14 protein-coding genes are annotated in these 16,274 nt (G+C 53.1%); all 14 read right to left on the reverse strand.

Annotated features, from left to right (window positions below):
* Nucleotides 1–7 precede the first annotated feature (7 nt).
* Nucleotides 8–2,071, reverse strand: a complete 2,064-nt coding sequence (kdpB, locus tag B5E77_RS04225) for a potassium-transporting ATPase subunit KdpB (RefSeq protein WP_087164137.1) — start codon at nucleotides 2,069–2,071, stop codon at nucleotides 8–10.
* A 12-nt stretch (nucleotides 2,072–2,083) separates the two neighbouring features.
* Nucleotides 2,084–3,859, reverse strand: coding sequence for a potassium-transporting ATPase subunit KdpA (locus tag B5E77_RS04230; RefSeq protein WP_087164138.1), 1,776 nt, complete (start codon nucleotides 3,857–3,859; stop codon nucleotides 2,084–2,086).
* Nucleotides 3,860–3,880: 21 nt separating this feature from the next.
* Nucleotides 3,881–3,958, reverse strand: coding sequence for a K(+)-transporting ATPase subunit F (gene kdpF, locus B5E77_RS17760; protein ID WP_087154834.1), 78 nt, complete (start codon nucleotides 3,956–3,958; stop codon nucleotides 3,881–3,883).
* Nucleotides 3,959–4,220: 262 nt separating this feature from the next.
* The gene (locus B5E77_RS04240) at nucleotides 4,221–4,919 is read right to left on the reverse strand and encodes a response regulator (RefSeq protein ID WP_087164139.1); all 699 of its coding nucleotides are present in this window, start codon (nucleotides 4,917–4,919) and stop codon (nucleotides 4,221–4,223) included.
* Nucleotides 4,912–7,593 (reverse strand): sensor histidine kinase, encoded by a 2,682-nt coding sequence (locus tag B5E77_RS04245; RefSeq protein ID WP_242957559.1) that lies wholly within the window; start codon nucleotides 7,591–7,593, stop codon nucleotides 4,912–4,914. Before B5E77_RS04245 ends, B5E77_RS04240 begins: the two co-directional genes overlap by 8 nt.
* A 99-nt stretch (nucleotides 7,594–7,692) precedes the next feature.
* Complete coding sequence (locus tag B5E77_RS04250; RefSeq protein ID WP_143468576.1) at nucleotides 7,693–8,310, reverse strand: hypothetical protein; 618 nt, start codon at nucleotides 8,308–8,310, stop codon at nucleotides 7,693–7,695.
* Between the two features lie 25 nt (nucleotides 8,311–8,335).
* Nucleotides 8,336–8,896, reverse strand: coding sequence for a 6-phospho-3-hexuloisomerase (gene hxlB / locus B5E77_RS04255; protein WP_087164141.1), 561 nt, complete (start codon nucleotides 8,894–8,896; stop codon nucleotides 8,336–8,338).
* On the reverse strand, nucleotides 8,896–9,543 hold the full coding sequence (gene hxlA, locus B5E77_RS04260) for a 3-hexulose-6-phosphate synthase (protein WP_087164258.1): 648 nt from the start codon (nucleotides 9,541–9,543) through the stop codon (nucleotides 8,896–8,898). The genes hxlB (B5E77_RS04255) and hxlA overlap by 1 nt, the downstream gene beginning before the upstream one ends.
* A 95-nt stretch (nucleotides 9,544–9,638) precedes the next feature.
* Nucleotides 9,639–10,205: a 6-phospho-3-hexuloisomerase gene (hxlB, locus tag B5E77_RS04265; protein WP_087164142.1), complete on the reverse strand. Its 567-nt coding sequence runs from the start codon at nucleotides 10,203–10,205 to the stop codon at nucleotides 9,639–9,641.
* Nucleotides 10,198–11,139 (reverse strand): PfkB family carbohydrate kinase, encoded by a 942-nt coding sequence (locus B5E77_RS04270; RefSeq protein ID WP_087164143.1) that lies wholly within the window; start codon nucleotides 11,137–11,139, stop codon nucleotides 10,198–10,200. Before B5E77_RS04270 ends, hxlB (B5E77_RS04265) begins: the two co-directional genes overlap by 8 nt.
* A 208-nt stretch (nucleotides 11,140–11,347) precedes the next feature.
* Nucleotides 11,348–12,322, reverse strand: coding sequence for an ABC transporter permease (locus tag B5E77_RS04275; RefSeq protein WP_087164144.1), 975 nt, complete (start codon nucleotides 12,320–12,322; stop codon nucleotides 11,348–11,350).
* A gap of 3 nt (nucleotides 12,323–12,325) precedes the next feature.
* Nucleotides 12,326–13,348, reverse strand: coding sequence for an ABC transporter permease (locus B5E77_RS04280; RefSeq protein ID WP_242963606.1), 1,023 nt, complete (start codon nucleotides 13,346–13,348; stop codon nucleotides 12,326–12,328).
* 24 nt (nucleotides 13,349–13,372) lie between these two features.
* Complete coding sequence (locus B5E77_RS04285) at nucleotides 13,373–14,863, reverse strand: sugar ABC transporter ATP-binding protein (RefSeq protein WP_087164146.1); 1,491 nt, start codon at nucleotides 14,861–14,863, stop codon at nucleotides 13,373–13,375.
* Between the two features lie 204 nt (nucleotides 14,864–15,067).
* Nucleotides 15,068–16,225, reverse strand: a complete 1,158-nt coding sequence (locus tag B5E77_RS04290; RefSeq protein WP_087164147.1) for an autoinducer 2 ABC transporter substrate-binding protein — start codon at nucleotides 16,223–16,225, stop codon at nucleotides 15,068–15,070.
* Nucleotides 16,226–16,274 lie beyond the last annotated feature (49 nt).

The raw sequence follows: 16,274 nt of genomic DNA on the forward strand, positions 1-16,274 counted from the left end.
CCTTTCTTTAAAAACCAACCACACCGATTGCCGTAAGCATCGGAGCAATCAACGTATCAATAATCTTGATTCCGACAAACGGCGTGATGACGCCGCCAAGGCCATAAATCAGCATATTCCGTGCCAGCAGTCGCCCGGAGGACATAGGCCGGTATTTTACGCCCTTCATGGCCAGGGGAATCAGGCAGGGGATAATGATGGCGTTAAAGATCAGTGCTGACAAAATCGCACTGTAGGGCGTCGCCAGGTGCATGATGTTCAAAACGCTCAACTGCGGGATCGCCATCATAAACATGGCGGGAATAATGGCAAAATATTTTGCAATGTCATTGGCGATGGAGAAAGTCGTCAGGCTGCCTCGCGTAATCAGAAGCTGCTTACCAATCTCCACGACCTCCAGAATCTTCGTGGGATCGGAGTCCAGATCCACCATATTGGCAGCTTCTTTGGCCGCGGTGGTGCCGCTGTTCATGGCAAGGCCCACATTCGCCTGCGCCAGCGCGGGCGCGTCGTTGGTGCCGTCGCCGGTCATGGCAACGATTTTGCCCTCTGCCTGCTCTTTTTTGATGATGTCAATCTTATCTTCCGGCTTGCATTCAGCAATAAAACCGTCCACGCCCGCTTCTTTGGCGATAGTCGCTGCGGTCAGCGGATTGTCGCCGGTACACATAATGGTCTTGATGCCAATGGCGCGCAGGCGCTCAAATCGCTCCACCATGCCGGGCTTCACAGTGTCTTTCAGATAGATAACACCCAGAATTCGGTTGTTTTCACAGACCGTCAGCGGCGTACCGCCAAGGCTGGAAATTTTGTCAACCTGCTCATGCAGGTCGGCGGGGATCGTACCGCCCATAGACTTTACATACTGCTCAATGGCTTCGGCCGCCCCCTTTCGTACTTTTGTGCCGTCGGGCAGGTCCACGCCGCTCATCCGGGTCTGCGCAGTAAATTCAATATATGCAGCGCCCGCCGCGTCCTGGCTCGTATCGCCCAGATGACGAGCAAGCTCCAATGTGGACTTGCCCTCTGGGGTATCGTCATGCAAGCTTGTCAGGGCGGCGCAGCGGATCAGTTCGCTGCGGGAGGCGCCTCCCACGGGGAAGAAATCGGCGGCCAGGCGGTTGCCGTAGGTGATGGTGCCGGTTTTATCCAGAATCATGGTGTCCACATCGCCGCAGGCCTCCACAGCCTTGCCGGACATAGCGATGACATTGAACCGGGTCACGCGGTCCATACCTGCAATGCCGATGGCGGAAAGCAGGCCGCCAATGGTCGTCGGGATCAGGCATACGCAAAGAGCGATCAGGGTAGAAGTTTGCAGCTGTACGCCGGAATACAGTCCAATCGGATACAGCGTTACGATAACGATCAGAAAAATGATGGTCAAAGAGACCAAAAGCGTATTCAGCGCGATTTCGTTGGGCGTCTTTTTTCGGGAAGCGCCTTCGACCAGAGCGATCATGCGGTCAAGAAAGCTGCTGCCCGGGTCAGAGGTGATGCGGATTTTCAGCCAGTCGGATACGATCGTTGTGCCGCCGGTCACGGAACAGAAATCGCCGCCGGATTCCCGCACCACCGGAGCGGACTCACCCGTGATGGCCGACTCGTCTACCGAAGCGATGCCCTCAATAACCTCTCCGTCGCCGGGGATGATCTCGCCCGCCTTCACCATGACGACATCGCCTTTTTTCAATTCGCTGGACAGAACTGTTTTCTCCGTGCCGTCCTCCAGCAGCAGACGGGCCTGTGTATCCTTCTGCGTCTTTTTCAGACTGGCGGCTTGCGCTTTGCCCCGTCCTTCCGCCACTGATTCTGCGAAGTTTGCGAACAGGACGGTGACAAACAGCACCGCACAGACGATCATATTGTATGCTCTCAAATTTGTACCCGAACTGACATCCCCAAAAAGGCCCGGGAAAAATGAAAGTACAAATGTGATAAAGAAGCCGATTTCCACAACAAACATGACGGGATTTTTCATCATGTAAACAGGATTCAGCTTTGTAAAGGAGCCGATAACTGCTTGGCGTAAAATTGCAGGCGTGACCAGCTTCTGATTCCTTTTGCTCATGGTAATTCCTCCTTATGCCCAAAGGGTCAAATGTTCGGCAACGGGGCCAAGCGCCAGCACTGGGAAGAAGGTCAACGCCGCAAAGATGTAAACGACAAACACCAAAATGACGGCAAAGCCCATGGTATCGGTATGAAGCGTACCTGCCGATTCACTGACAAACCGCTTTTTCATCAGAGACCCCGCAATTGCAAACTGCAAGACGATCGAGAGATAACGGCCGAAGAACATGACAAGACCGGTGGTAATATTCCAGAACAACGTGTTGTCCGCCAGACCTTCAAAGCCAGAGCCGTTGTTGGCTGCCGAAGACGCGAATTCATAGAGCACCTGCGAAAGCCCATGGTAACCGGGGTTGGTGATACCAGCCAGACCGTCCGGCGTAGCTACCGCCAGCGCAGAGAACGTCAGGATCAGCAGCGGGTGAATGATGATGCAGAGGGCCGCCAGCTTCATCTCCCGGCCTTCGATTTTTTTGCCGAGATATTCCGGCGTGCGTCCGATCATCAAACCGCAGATAAAAACGGCCAGGATCGCATAAGTGATCATATTCATAAGACCAACGCCCTTGCCGCCGAATACCACGTTGAGCATCATGTGGAGCAGGGGGATCATGCCGCCCAACGGCGTGAGCGTGTCGTGCATATTGTTGACCGTACCGGTCGTGAAAGACGTCGTTGTGGTTGTGAACATCGCGGATTGGGCGATACCAAACCGCACTTCCTTGCCTTCCATGCTGCCCATGGACTGTGCCAGCCCGACTTCTGCCAGCGCCGGGTTGCCCTGGCTTTCCGCCCAGAAGCAGACCCCTAGCCCAATCAGAAACAGGATTCCCATTGCCATGAAGATGCTTCGGCCTTCACGGCCAAAGATTCTTGCCGTCAGGCTTTCCCGACCTTCGATTTGGGGGATTGCAGCGGCTGCACCATCTGTGACAACCGCAGCCGCCAGATCCCGTTTGCGGTCCCGAATCATCTTGCCAAAGGTGATCACACAGGCTCCGGGAAGGAGCATCATGGAATACAGCTCAATCAAGTTGGAGATGATGGTCGGGTTTTCAATCGGCGTGGCCGAGTTCGCGCCCAAAAATCCGCCGCCGTTTGTGCCGAGATGCTTGATAATTTCCAGCGCCGCCACAGGCCCCATGGCGATCACCTGTTTTGCGCCTTCAATGGTATCCACCACCACATTCCCAGAAAAATTCTGCGGCACGCCCTGCCATACCAGCAGCAGGCCGCCGATAATGGAGAACGGAAGCAACACGCGGATCGTGATGCGAACCAGATCGACAAAGAAGTTTCCGACGTTATCCTTCGTCCTGCCTGCCAGGCCGCGGATGAATGCGATGCAGGCAGCGTAACCGCTGGCGGCGGATACAAACATCATGAATGTGATGACCAGCATCTGCGACAGATAGGACAGCCCCGACTCGCCGGAATAATGCTGCAAATTGGTATTGGTCATAAAGCTAATGATGGTGTTAAAGGAAAGGGATTCCTCCATCGCTCCGATCCCATTGGGATTGAACAGGCCAATACTCTGAATTCTCAGGATTATGTATCCCAGCAGAATCATAATCCCATTGGTTATCACCAGAGAAACGGCATATTTCTTCCAGTTCATTCCATTTTTGGGATTGACGCCGCAGACTTTATAAATAGCGCCGTCCACCCGGTTGAATACCGGATCGGCAAAGGTATGTTTTCCGGCGGCAATATGATACACGTAAACTCCTGCCGGGATGACCAGAATCAAATAGATGAGAATGGTCAAGGCAATTTGTAACATCTGATTTTCCTCCTGTTGGACTTAGAATTTTTCCGGGTGAAGAAGTGCATAGACCAAATAAACACCCAGCAGTAAAATGATGATTCCTAAAACAATCATGATTTCCCTCCTTACTCGCTTTTATCCACCTGCTTCTGGCACCAGCCGATCAGCAGGATAATGGAACCGATACAGCCTGCCAACACTGCAAGCATGATACAATCCATCATAAAGGTCCCCTCCTCTCCGCTTTTCTGGAGAGAATCTTACCATATAAACCGTGAAGGTGCTCTTAACATTTCCGGGCAAGGATTAAAAGCATATAAAGGCCCACCAAAACAAAAAGCCGCCCGCAAAAGCGGACGGCTCTGAAACGCAGAGTCTATTGACGGATCATCCTGTACCCAACGCCAATGTGGGTCTGAATATACCTGGGGGCAGATGGGTCACGTTCAATCTTTTTGCGCAGGGTGGCCATAAAAACGCGCAGGGAAGGGATATCGGCGGCAAGGGCAGTTCCCCACACCTCTTTCAGAATGTAGTTGTGCGTCAGTACCTTTCCCGTGTTTTTTGCAAGTACGCACAGGAGTTTGTACTCGATGGAGGTGAGGTGGATTTCTTTTCCCCCCATATAAGCGCATCCCGCCGCATAATCAATCCTTAATTCCCCGTTCTGATACAGGGAGGACTGGGCCGGCCCGGCAGTCTGGTCGGTTCGGATGCGGCGCAGGGCCACGCGAAGCCTGGCCAGAAATTCATCAATGCTGAATGGCTTTGTCAGGTAGTCGTCTGCTCCAGCGTCCAATGCCTCCACCTTGTCCTGATCTTCGCTCCGTGCGCTTACAATAATAATGGGCACGCTGCTCCATCCGCGCACCTTGCGGATAATCTCCACACCGTCCATATCGGGCAGCCCCAGATCCAGAATGATAACATCGGGGTTATAGGAGACGGCGTCCAGGAGCGCGCCTGCGCCGTTTTTGGCGGTGTGGTACTGGTATTCCTGTGTATCCAGCGTGGTTCGGATTAAATTGGTGATGGCAGGGTCGTCCTCTACCACAAGAATTTTGGGCTTATACATTTTGAATTTTCACCTCCTCCAAGGGCAGTGTAAAAGAGAACACTGAGCCATGGGGCTGGTTGTCATGAACGGTAATAGACCCGCTGTGCGCCTCTACAATGGATTTGCACAGGCTTAAACCCAGTCCAAGGCCCCGGCGGCTGTCCGCCCCGGCGCTGCCGGTGTTCACTGTATAGAACATATCAAACAGCCGTTGTTTGGCTTCGTCGGATATGCCCGGGCCGTTGTCAGCAATTTCGATGCGGACCATGCTGTTTTCCTTTTTTGCCGACAGGCAGATATCCGAACCTTCAGGCGTATACTTGACGGCGTTGTTCACGATATTGATAATGACCTGTACGATCAGGCGGGCGTCCATATTGGCCATCAGCATATCGTCCTCAAGTTCTACGCGAATCTCGTGTTCCGCAGCCCTGCGATCCACATGGGAAAGCGCTTCATGGAAAATGTCGCCAATCATCTCTGCGTCCCGCCGCAACGGCAGGGTCCCGTTTTCGATTCGGGTGATGGAAAGCAGATTCTCCGTCAGATTGACCAGCCACATGGAATCGTCATAGATGGAACGGTACATTTCCTGTTTTCTATTTTCATTCAGAGAAACGCTTTTTTCCATCAGCATACCGGCGTTGCCGCTGATGGCGGTCAGCGGTGTGCGCAGATCGTGGGAAATGGCCCGCAGCAGGTTGGCCCGCAGCTGTTCACGCTGGGTTTCCATCTCGGCGGCCTGCTTTTCAGCGCGCAGTTTGCGGCGCTCCAAAATCAGGCCGCATTCGTCCAGCATGGCGATCATCAGGTTTTTTTCAAAAGTATCCAACGGCGGATAAAACTTGGATGGTATGCCGACCACCGCCATGACCTCCTGATTGCCCCGGACGGACAGATACAGATTTTGCGCATGAGAAAGGGTGCTGGTCGTAGCGCCCGCGTGCTTATCGTTTTTGGCGACCCATTCCGCCACCCCAAGCTCTTCGGCAGTCAGCCTGCCCATGGTCTGTTCTGATTCAGAGGCTGGGACCGCATGAAATCGGAGCTGTCTATCCTTTTCCAGCAGTGCATACAACACTGGACGTCCCAGAAGAGATTGGAGCTGCTGCGCGGCAATCCGGATGATTTCCTGTTCGCTTTGGCCCTGCTGCATTTTTTGATTGCTGCTCATCAGGAGTTCCATATAATAGGCCCGTTGAGCAGATTGCCGCCCCTGCCTTTTCACGCGGGTAGCCAGAGAGCAGGAAAGACAACTTGCCAGCATCATCACTAGAAAGGTGATCGGGTAGTTCGGGTCGAGCGCTGTCAGGGAAAAACGCGGAATTGTAAAGAAAAAGTTAAAGGAGACTACGCTTAGTAGTGAAACCAAAACCCCGTAGAAATACCCGTTCGTCCAAACCGCTGTGAGCAGAACCCCCAATAGGTAGACAATGATGATGTTCGCTTCACGCAGGCCGAGTTCATAAAACAAAAAACTGATCCCCGTAGCGGCAAGGGTGAGCAGGAGGGATTTCCCTAAATCCTTCCAATCAAATTTCTGTTCCGGTTTGCGAAGCAGTGCCCTTTTTTTCTTATATAGAGGTTGGACATCCGGAATGATATAGACGTCCACATCCTCCATCCTGCTGGTAAGCCGGTCCACCAGCGGCTTGCTTTTCATAAAAAGGGATGCAGAGTGGTTTGTGCGCCCCAGCACGATTTTTGTGACGCCGCTTACCTTGGCATATTCGGCGATTTGCACAGCCGGGTCGTCCCCATACACGGTGGCGATCCGCGCTCCCAACTGTTCAGCCAGACGCATATTGTCCCGCAGGCGTTTCAGGTTTTCGCCCTTCAGATCCCTGGTCTCGGGAGTTTCTACAAACAGCGCCGTGAATCCGCTGTGAAAGGCCTCAGCCATGCGGGCTGCCGTGCGGATCACCTTTGCGTTGGATGGCGCACTGGAAAGGCAGGTGAGAATGTGTTCCCCGGCTTTGGCGGCAGTCTCATTTTCCGCTTTCTGGGCTTTTTTGCTTAGTTGGTCAGCGGTGCGGCGCAGCGCAATTTCACGAAGGGCCGCCAGATTATCCCTTGTGAAGAAGTGATTCAAGGCACGGGAAGCCTGCTGCTTTTGGTAGACTTTTCCGGATTGCAGCCGCAGGATCAAGTCGTCCGGCTCGATATCCACTAATTCTACCTGGTCGGCGGAGTCAAAAATCGAATCAGGGATACGCTCGCTGACGGCAATATGAGTGATGGAGGCCACCAGATCATTCAGGGATTCCAGATGCTGAACATTAACGGTGGTGTACACACTGATACCGGCTCGCAGCAGTTCCTCCACATCCTGATATCGTTTTGAATGGCGGCACCCGGCAGCATTGCTATGGGCAAGCTCATCTACCAGCAGGATATTGGGGCGGCGCTGTAAGGCGGCATCCAAATCCAGCTCCTTGAGGGAGATTCCCTTATATTCAACTATTTTTTCGGGCAGCTGTTCTAGCCCTTCCAGCAATGCCAATGTATCGGGGCGGGTGTGACGTTCAATGTAGCCCACAACAACGTCTATCCCTCTGTTTTGAGCCTGGTGAGCGGCCTCCAGCATAGCATAAGTCTTGCCGACACCCGCAGCATATCCAAAAAAGATTTTTAAATGTCCTTTTTGAAAAGCTCCTGGGCGGTATTGATTTTGCGCCTGATAATTTTCCAACCCTGCATCTCTCCCCGCCTGTTACAATAAATTTGTCCTCTAGGTAATTTATTATAGCATAAGAGACCTTGTTATGCCATAAAGATGGCAAGACTGACATTAAGACGAAATTAAGATACCCATGGGACATGAGGTGTAATTTACCCTTGACAAATCTCTTTCCAAAAGGGCGTGTTCCTCGAATCCCTGCTGTTCCTCCAGCTGAAAATAAATCCTGGGCAGCTGATACCCCTCCCCGGACATGGTCTCATATTCGCAGAGCGTGATCACATCCTGCAGACCATCGTCATTATAGTCCCGAAACGCGACCGCAGACACTGCGAGGAACAGATCCGAAATCCCGTGCTCTTCATTCCAGCCCGGAAATTCATACAGTGCCGCTCCGTCTCTCATAAGATAAAATCTCACATCCGGATTCCGTCCGTCTGCCGCAAAGGAATGGTTCTCAGGCGCAAAGCTTGCAAACGTTACAGTTCCCCATCCGTCCAGCTCTACTTCGAAGGTCTGCTCCGGCACAGGGATGCCTGATACCTCCAGTCCCGGCATATCGTTTTCCGCAGCTTCCCCATCCCCGGCGTCTGTGTTCTCCGGCGCTGCTGATTCTGTTTCCCCACTGCTGTCCGTGCCATCCTTCATGCTGCTTCCGCACCCGGATGCCGCAAACGCCAATGCTGATACCAGAATCATTGCCCACGGCGCTACTCTCTTCCACACCATAGAATCAATCCACCTATTCCAGGCCTTATTCCAGATTCGCGTGAAGCGCAAACATCTCTTCCTCGGTCCTTCCAAGGCGCTTCATCAGGATAATCACAACCGTATCGCAGATAAGCCACAGCATCTGCTCAAAGGCATTTCCCATAGGCTGAACGGAAACTGCCGTGTCAGCAAGCTCGCTTTTGGGCGTGGAGCCCGGCACGGCAATCACCGCGTCCGCAAGGCTTCCTATGGAGGCCTGGGGGAAAATCGTGATTGTCGCCAGGGAGGCTCCCTGCTTCTTTGCCTTCTGCGCCATGACCTTCAGGCTTCCCGTCTCGCCGGAGCCCGAGGCGATCACCAGAAGATCCCCTTCCTGAATCGACGGCGTCGTAGGCTCACCCACAAAATATACGGTAAGCCCCAGATGCATCAGCCGGTTGGAAAAGGCTCTTGCCACAAAGCCTGAACGTCCGGCTCCTGCCACAAACACCCGCTTTGCCTTCTGTATCTGATCTGCAAATCCTTCCAGCTCCTCCTGGCGGATCTGCTCTGCGTTACGCGTCAATTCTCCCAGAATCTGTTTCAAAAGCACTGCCTCTGCCATTACTCTCTGCCCTCCATACTTCTGTTCATGCTTTCCTTGATCTGTCTCGCCGCTTCCTTCGGGTCCTCCGCATGGGCAATCCCGCTTCCAACAATCAGGACCTCCGGCTTCAGCGCAGCGTATTCCGGCACTGTCTCCGGCTTGATTCCTCCTGCTACGGAGATCTTCGCGCTCCTGCAGTGCTCTGCCATGACCCGCAGATCGTCAATCGGCTTGCGGCCGGCTGCCTGCTGGTCTGTTCCCACGTGCACAGCAAGGCCGTGAGCGCCAAGCTCCTCCAGCTCCCGGATTCGCTTCGGGAGATCCGGAACGCAGATCATATCCACAACAATCTCTTTGCCATACTGTTCTGCCGCTTCGATGCAGCCTTTAATTGTCAGGTTATCTGTGACGCCCAGCACCGTGACGTAATCCGCTCCCACCTTCAGGGCTTCCTCCGCCTCATAATATCCGGCGTCCATGATCTTCATGTCCGCAAGGACTTCCTTGTCCGGAAATCTCTTCTTAAAGATCTCAACCGCCTTCATCCCCTCCTGGTAGACGAAGGGCGTGCCTATCTCAATAATATCGATATACTCCCGCACGCTTTCTGTCAGCGCGAGAGCCTCCTCCATGTTTAAATCATCCAGTGCCAGCTGCAGCTTCATCTTTCCCGTCTCCTTTCTGTTCCCAGAACATCCGCCTGGTCTCCTTCTCCTTTTCTGCTTTCCCGTCGTTCCTGTGCTTTTGTCTCTTCTTTTTGTCACTCCAGGTTGGCGTGGTACTGCCACAGCTCCTCTATCCGGATACCCCGGTCCTTTACAAGCATCAGCGCAGTCACATCGCCAAAGAGCAGAAGCGCCTGTTCAAAAAGCGAGGTCATCGGCTGCTGGGAGTGAATCTCATCCGCCTTTTTGGCGCGGCTCTCCACCGGAATCCGCACAAAGACGTCATCAATCTCCTTCATCTGGCTGTCAGGATTGCTGCCGATATGTACGATTTTCGCCCCAACCGCCTTAGCCTTCTTCGCAATGCCGGACGGATACAGGGTCTCTCCGCTGCCGGATCCCACGATCAGAACGTCCTGATCGGTGATCGCCGGCTCGGTAATCTGTCCCACTACAACGGTCTGAATGCCTAGATGCCCATAGCGCTTCGCTATCGCCTCCAGGGAAAGCAGCACGCGTCCGACTCCCACGAAAAATACTCTTTTGGCTCCGAGAACAGCATCCAGATATCTCTGTACAGCCTCCGGATCCACTGCTTTCAACGCCTGGCTGCATTCCTCGAGCACGATCTGCGCCGTCTCAAGATACAGTTCCTTATTCAACAGTTATCCCTTCCTTCTTTAAAAATTCAAATACTTCCTCTTCCCTCGGAATCGAAACCTGCGCTCCCAGCCTGGACACACAGATTCCTGCAGCCGCATGGGCAAAACGGATGGCGTCATGAATCTCGTCCCCCTTGCAGAGCCGGATCGCCAGCGCCGCGCCAAAGGTGTCGCCGGCGGCAGTAGAATCCACTGCCTTTACCCGAAAGCAGGGAATCACCTCCGCTGTCTTCCCGTCATAGAGAAGCGCGCCCCTGGAGCCCAGCTTCAGAATCACATACTGAGGCTCTGCCTGCTCATACAGCCACTGCGCCGCCTGCCTTGCATGCTCCTCTGTGTCCGGATAAATGCCGGTCATGGCCGCCGTTTCCGCCTCGTTCGGAGAAAGAATATAGAGCCCCTTCAGCCTCTCCAGAGGAATCGATTTCGCAGGACCGGCGTCCAGAAATACCGGAATCCCCTTCTCCCGCGCCAGCTCATAGGTTCGGTACACGGTTTCCAGCGGCATCTCCAGCTGCATGACGACCATATCAAAGCTTCCGCCCTCCAGCGCCCGCTTTACATCTTCCTCTCCGATGTAGTCGTTGCCTCCCATAGCGCAATAGGATACGTAACGTCCATCCTCGTTCAGCAGCATCAGCGCCAGTCCCGTCTGATGATCCGGATCCGCCGTCACATAATCCGCACAGATCCCTTCCTTTCTCAGCGCTTCCTGCAGGGCCCTGCCATACTCATCCGCCCCAACACGCCCTACCATCGTCACATTGGCGCCCTGCTTGCTGGCTGCGATCGCCTGATTGGAGCCCTTTCCTCCTGTCGCGTATCCATAATGCCCGCAGGGAACCGATTCTCCGTATTTCGGAATCCAGTTAGCCCCCTCCACATAGAGATCCATATTCATGCTTCCTACTACCAGAATATTTGGTCTGTCCATATATGCCTCCGTCTGTCTTCTATCATACTGTATTTTCACTCAGGCTTCCACGACAAAAAATGTATCTCATCAAAATTTTGTCTGCACCAAAACAAAAAACCGGCGGAACCATCAGGAGATCCCCAGAGGCTCCAGGACGATTCCGCCAATTTTATGTACCGAATTCCAGCGCAGCCGCCGCAGGGAGGCTGACCGGAATATCTGTTTTTTAGCTGGTTTTGCTCAGCTTCTGTGTTCTTCTCTTATCCAGGATAAAGTTCATAATCAGAACACCAATCAATGCCACGCCCCAGATCAGGTTGCGGTAGTAATTGCTCACGCCCGGGAACATGTTCAGATAAGAGGACATCATCTGAAGAATCAATACGGCAATCGCAATTCCCGGAATCGTTCCGAAGCCACCGTTGGGATTCACGCCGCCCAGTACGGCGATCAGGATACACTGCATCGTATAGCTGCTTCCAAAGTCAGCCTTTGCAGAATTCAGACGCGCCAGGCTCAAAAGACCCGCGATACCGGAAATCAGTCCGGAAAGCAGATAGGTCTGAATCAGAATCTTGTTGCAGCGGATTCCCGCAAATCTTGCAGCCTTCTCATTCGTACCTACCAGATACATACGTGTGCCGAATTTCGTCTTGCTCATAACAAAGGTCATGGCAGCGCAGACCAGCACAAATACTACGAAGGAAAGCGGAATGTAGCTGAACAGGGCTGTTGTAGCGAAGCTGGTAAAGCTCGCCGGGATACCGCTGACAGTACTTCCCCCGGATATTACGATCGCGATTCCCTGGAACAGCTGATAGCTTCCCAGAGTCGCCAGCATGGCCGGTATCTTCAGATAAGATACGAGGAAACCGTTGAAGGCTCCGCATGCCGCGCCGACTACAAGCGCAATCAGGACTGCCACTGCATTATTTCCGCCGCCCTGCAGATAGAGGCCGGACAGAATGCCGCACAGGTTTGCAATATATACGGTAGACAGGTCGATTCCGCCTGAAATCATACAGATTCCTACGCCGACCGCCATCAGGCCGTACTCGGAAAGTGCCTTCGCCATGGTCTGGAAGTTTGCGATCTTGATGAACTGGGAAGGCTTCGTCACACAGGCCAGCACAATAAACACAAGCAGGATGATAAGCAATCTGACAATATTGCTGTCAATCTTTATCTTCTTATTACTCATAATTTACGCAGCCTCCTTCTTTAACCTGGTCTTAACCTTGGCCCCCGCATGGCTCTGGATTGCAGAGACTGCCGTACCAATGATAATGATAGCTCCGATAAAGACCTTCTGCCACTCGATCGGGATGCCCAGCATAATCAGGCTGTTGGTCACCATGGTCAGAAGCAGGGTTCCCAGAAGGCAGCCCTTCAGTGTTCCGACGCCGCCGGTCATACGGGTTCCGCCTAGGATTACCGCAGCGATAACCTCCATCTCAGCGCCTTCGTACTCAGTAGGCAGATAACGGATTGCCTGTACCGCATAGCAGAGGCCGCCGATCGCCGCCAGTCCGCCGTTCACGACGAACACACCAAAGCGGATAGCTTTTACATTGAAGCCGGCGCGTTCTGCCGATACCTCGTCGCCGCCTACCGCGTAGACGCCGCGGCCTACCATGGTTTTATTCAGTACAAAATATGCCACTATGTAGAGGAACACCATAATCAGGAAGGTCATCGGCAGCGTCGAGCCCAGGCCCGTCTCTGCATTCTTTACTGTCAAAAGCGGTGTCCTTGCAAAGTTCTCCAGGTTCTCCGGCAGATACATTCTTCCCGCCTCAAAGGCTCCCAGCAGGATGCCGTTGAAGATCGAGCTGGTGCCCAGCGTCACGATCAGGCTGGGGAAGCGGTATTTTACGATAATGAATCCGTTCAGGGCGCCCATCAGGCAGCCGAAGAACGTGCCGATCAGGAAGGATACGATCCAGGGAGCTCCGGCCAGGCCCAGCCCCTCTGTAATCACGATTGCCAGATAGCTGCTCAGAGCGCCGATCAGCGGGAAGGATACGTCCGGTCCCGTGCTGACGAAGGCAAGCAGGGCGCAGAGCGCGTAGATCGAAGGCACGATCATGGAACGAAGCCTGTCAACCAGGTTGTTGTTTGTAAAGAACAGTCCGGACTTCGCCTCAATGATCAGCGCAAATACGATAATAATCAGAAAAACATAAAATTCTGACTGCTTCAGCATTCTTTTGAAAGTCTTATTCATATTCATTCCCTCTTTCACCCCTTCCTAAAGCGCTGCCTGCGCAAGCGTGTCTGCGTTGAGATCCTTCTCAGACAGATTTCCGGTCACTCTTCCTGCCTGCATGACAATCGCTCTGTCGCAGGTTGCAATGACCTCCGCCGTATCATCGGACACAACGAGAATCGCCATGCCCTGGGCAGCCAGCTGCCGAAGCAGGTTGTGAATATCGTATTTCGCTCCAATATCCACACCCACGGTAGGACCATTCAGAATCAGCACCTTGGGTTCGCTCGCAAGCCAGCGGGCCAGCACAACCTTCTGCTGATTTCCTCCTGACAGCGTCTGCACAGGAAGCATGTGATCCTTTGTGGCTACGCCAAGCTCCTTCACCCATTTTTCGGACTCTTCCTCTACCTTCCTGCTGCTGAGGAAGCCAAGCTTGTTCGCCAGGCGGTCGAGAACGCTGACTACATTATTGCGCATGATAGACTGCGGAAGGAAAAGTCCTTCTGTCAGACGATCCTCAGGAACCAGGGCGATGCCCAGCTTCTGCGCCGCAGTCACGCTTCCGATCTTTACTTCCCTGCCATCCACAAGAATCTGTCCGCCCGTAGGCTTGAGCATGCCGAACAGCGCCAGGGACAGCTCCGTACGTCCGGAACCCAGCTGTCCGGTTACGCCCAGGATCTCACCCTTGCGGAGCTGGAAGCTGACATTCTCAAATCCGGGAGCTGAGAGATTTTTTGCTTCGAGAACTACATCTCCTATCTGATCCGGATTCGTCTTTTTCTCCACCTGCGTATCGAAATGACGGCCGGTCATGTAGTACGCAAATTTTTCCTCCGTCATTTCAGACGTCGGGCAGGAAATCACGTTCTCTCCATTCCGAAGAATTGTGATGCTGTCGGAGATCTCAAATACCTCATCAAGCTTATGGGATACGAACAGGATCGTAACTCCGCTCTTTTTCAGATCCGCAATAATCTCAAACAGCCGGTTTACCTCTTTTTTGGTCAGAGCCGTTGTCGGCTCATCCATGATGATCAGCTTCGCATTGTCCAGAAGAGCCCTGGAAATCGCAATCAGCTGCTTGTCAGCCACAGGCAGGGTCTCCACTCTGGCGTCCAGGTCTACGTCGAAGTTGATCTTCTTTACCGCTTCCTCGGCAATCCTGCGGAACTCTTTCTTATTTACAAATTTTTTCTTGTTGGCGAGCACCTGGTTAAACGCCAGATTCTCAATTACTGACAGATTCGGGAATACCGAAAAGTCCTGGTAGATTACCTGGATTCCGGCTTTGATCGCTTCTGCCGGAGTCATGACGGGATACCCTTTGCCGTCCACCTCGATGCTTCCCGCATCCGGCTTATAAAAACCGGATATAACCTTGATGATTGTGGACTTGCCGCAGCCGTTTTCGCCTGCCAGACAGTGGGTTTCTCCGCGCTTGATCGTCAGATCCACACCCTTAAGCGCGTGGACGCCGCCGAAGGATTTTTTAATGCCTTTGACGCAAAGAATGTTTTCACTTTCCATAATTCACCCTCCTTATTTATTTCCCGGGTTTCCCACTGGGGTAACGTAAACAGCCTGCGCTTCTGCTTACGTTGCCCCAGTCTGGAAAAAGAGCCGCACACCCCGCATGGATGCAAGATGTGCGGCTGCTTTCATTCATCTCTGAAGCCTTCTTCTCCGTAAGACCAGTCTTCCGGAAATTCAAGCCGCGATTTCATCATCGATTTAGAAGTCGTAATCGTCGATATTGTCGATGGTGATGGTGATATCAGCATCTCCAACGAGGCAGCGGTTGTCGCCTTCTACCAGAGTAACGCTCTCATATCCAGGAGCAACCAGGTTAGCGCCTTCGCCTACTTCCTCACCTCTCAGAATCATAGCTGCGGTCTGGCACATTGCATAGCCGGCATCCTTCGGATCCCACAGCTTGATGGTGGAGATGGTTCCGGACTCTACGTACGGTCTGAACTCGTTCGGTGTACCAACGCCTACTACCTTAACATTCAGTCCAAGCTCCTCTACAGCCTGAGCGATGCCCGGGCAGTCTGTGGAAGCCACGCCTGTAAAGCCTGCCAGATCCGGATTTGCGTTCAGGATCTCTTTTGCTCTCTCATAAGCAGTGTCGATAGACTCTTCAGACTCTGCGGACGGGATAGCACCGTCATTGATCAGCTCCATGTTCGGATAAGCTTCCTGCTGACGAGCGTACTGAGCGTTCGCATACTCCATATGTGTGGTGGATGTGGTGTAAGCAACCATCATCGCATACTTGCCTTCCTCACCCATGTCTGCTGCCAGAGCATCCATGATAGCTGCGCCGAAGTCCTCAGCTGTGAATGCCTCGATATCGAACAGCGTGTTAACCTGGTTGGAAGCCTCATGTGTTACAACTACAATTCCCTGCTCCATTGCGTTCTGCAGAGAAGCCTCGATTGCGCCCGGGTCGATCGGAACTACGCAGAGAGCATCTACGCCCTGAGCGATCATGTCATCGATAACCTGTACCTGGGAAGCAGCGTCAGCGTTAGCCGGGCCAGTCTGGATTACGTTGATTCCTGTAGCCTCGCCGAACTCATTTACGCCTTCCTCCATGCGCTGGAACCAAGCTGCGGTGTTGTCCTTTGTAACAACTGCGATGGTCCACTCTGACTCATCCTTGTCAGATTTGTAGTTGGCCAGATCAAACAGATCTCCGCTTGCCGCTGCGTCGGTGGTCTCTTCTGCCGCATCTGTTGTCTCTTCCGTAGTTTCTGCTGCGTCAGTCGTTTCCTCAGCTGCCGTATCATCAGAGGATACGGTTGTCTGCTCCTGTCCGCAGGCTGCCAGTGACAATGTCATTGCTGCAACAGCCAGCAGCGCCATAACTTTTTTGAGATTTTTCATACTTTTCCTCCTTTTTATTTTTAAAAGCTCCGCAAATCTCTGCGGCCCT

This window comes from Lachnoclostridium sp. An131, assembly GCF_002160825.1.
Lineage (GTDB): Bacteria > Bacillota > Clostridia > Lachnospirales > Lachnospiraceae > Laedolimicola.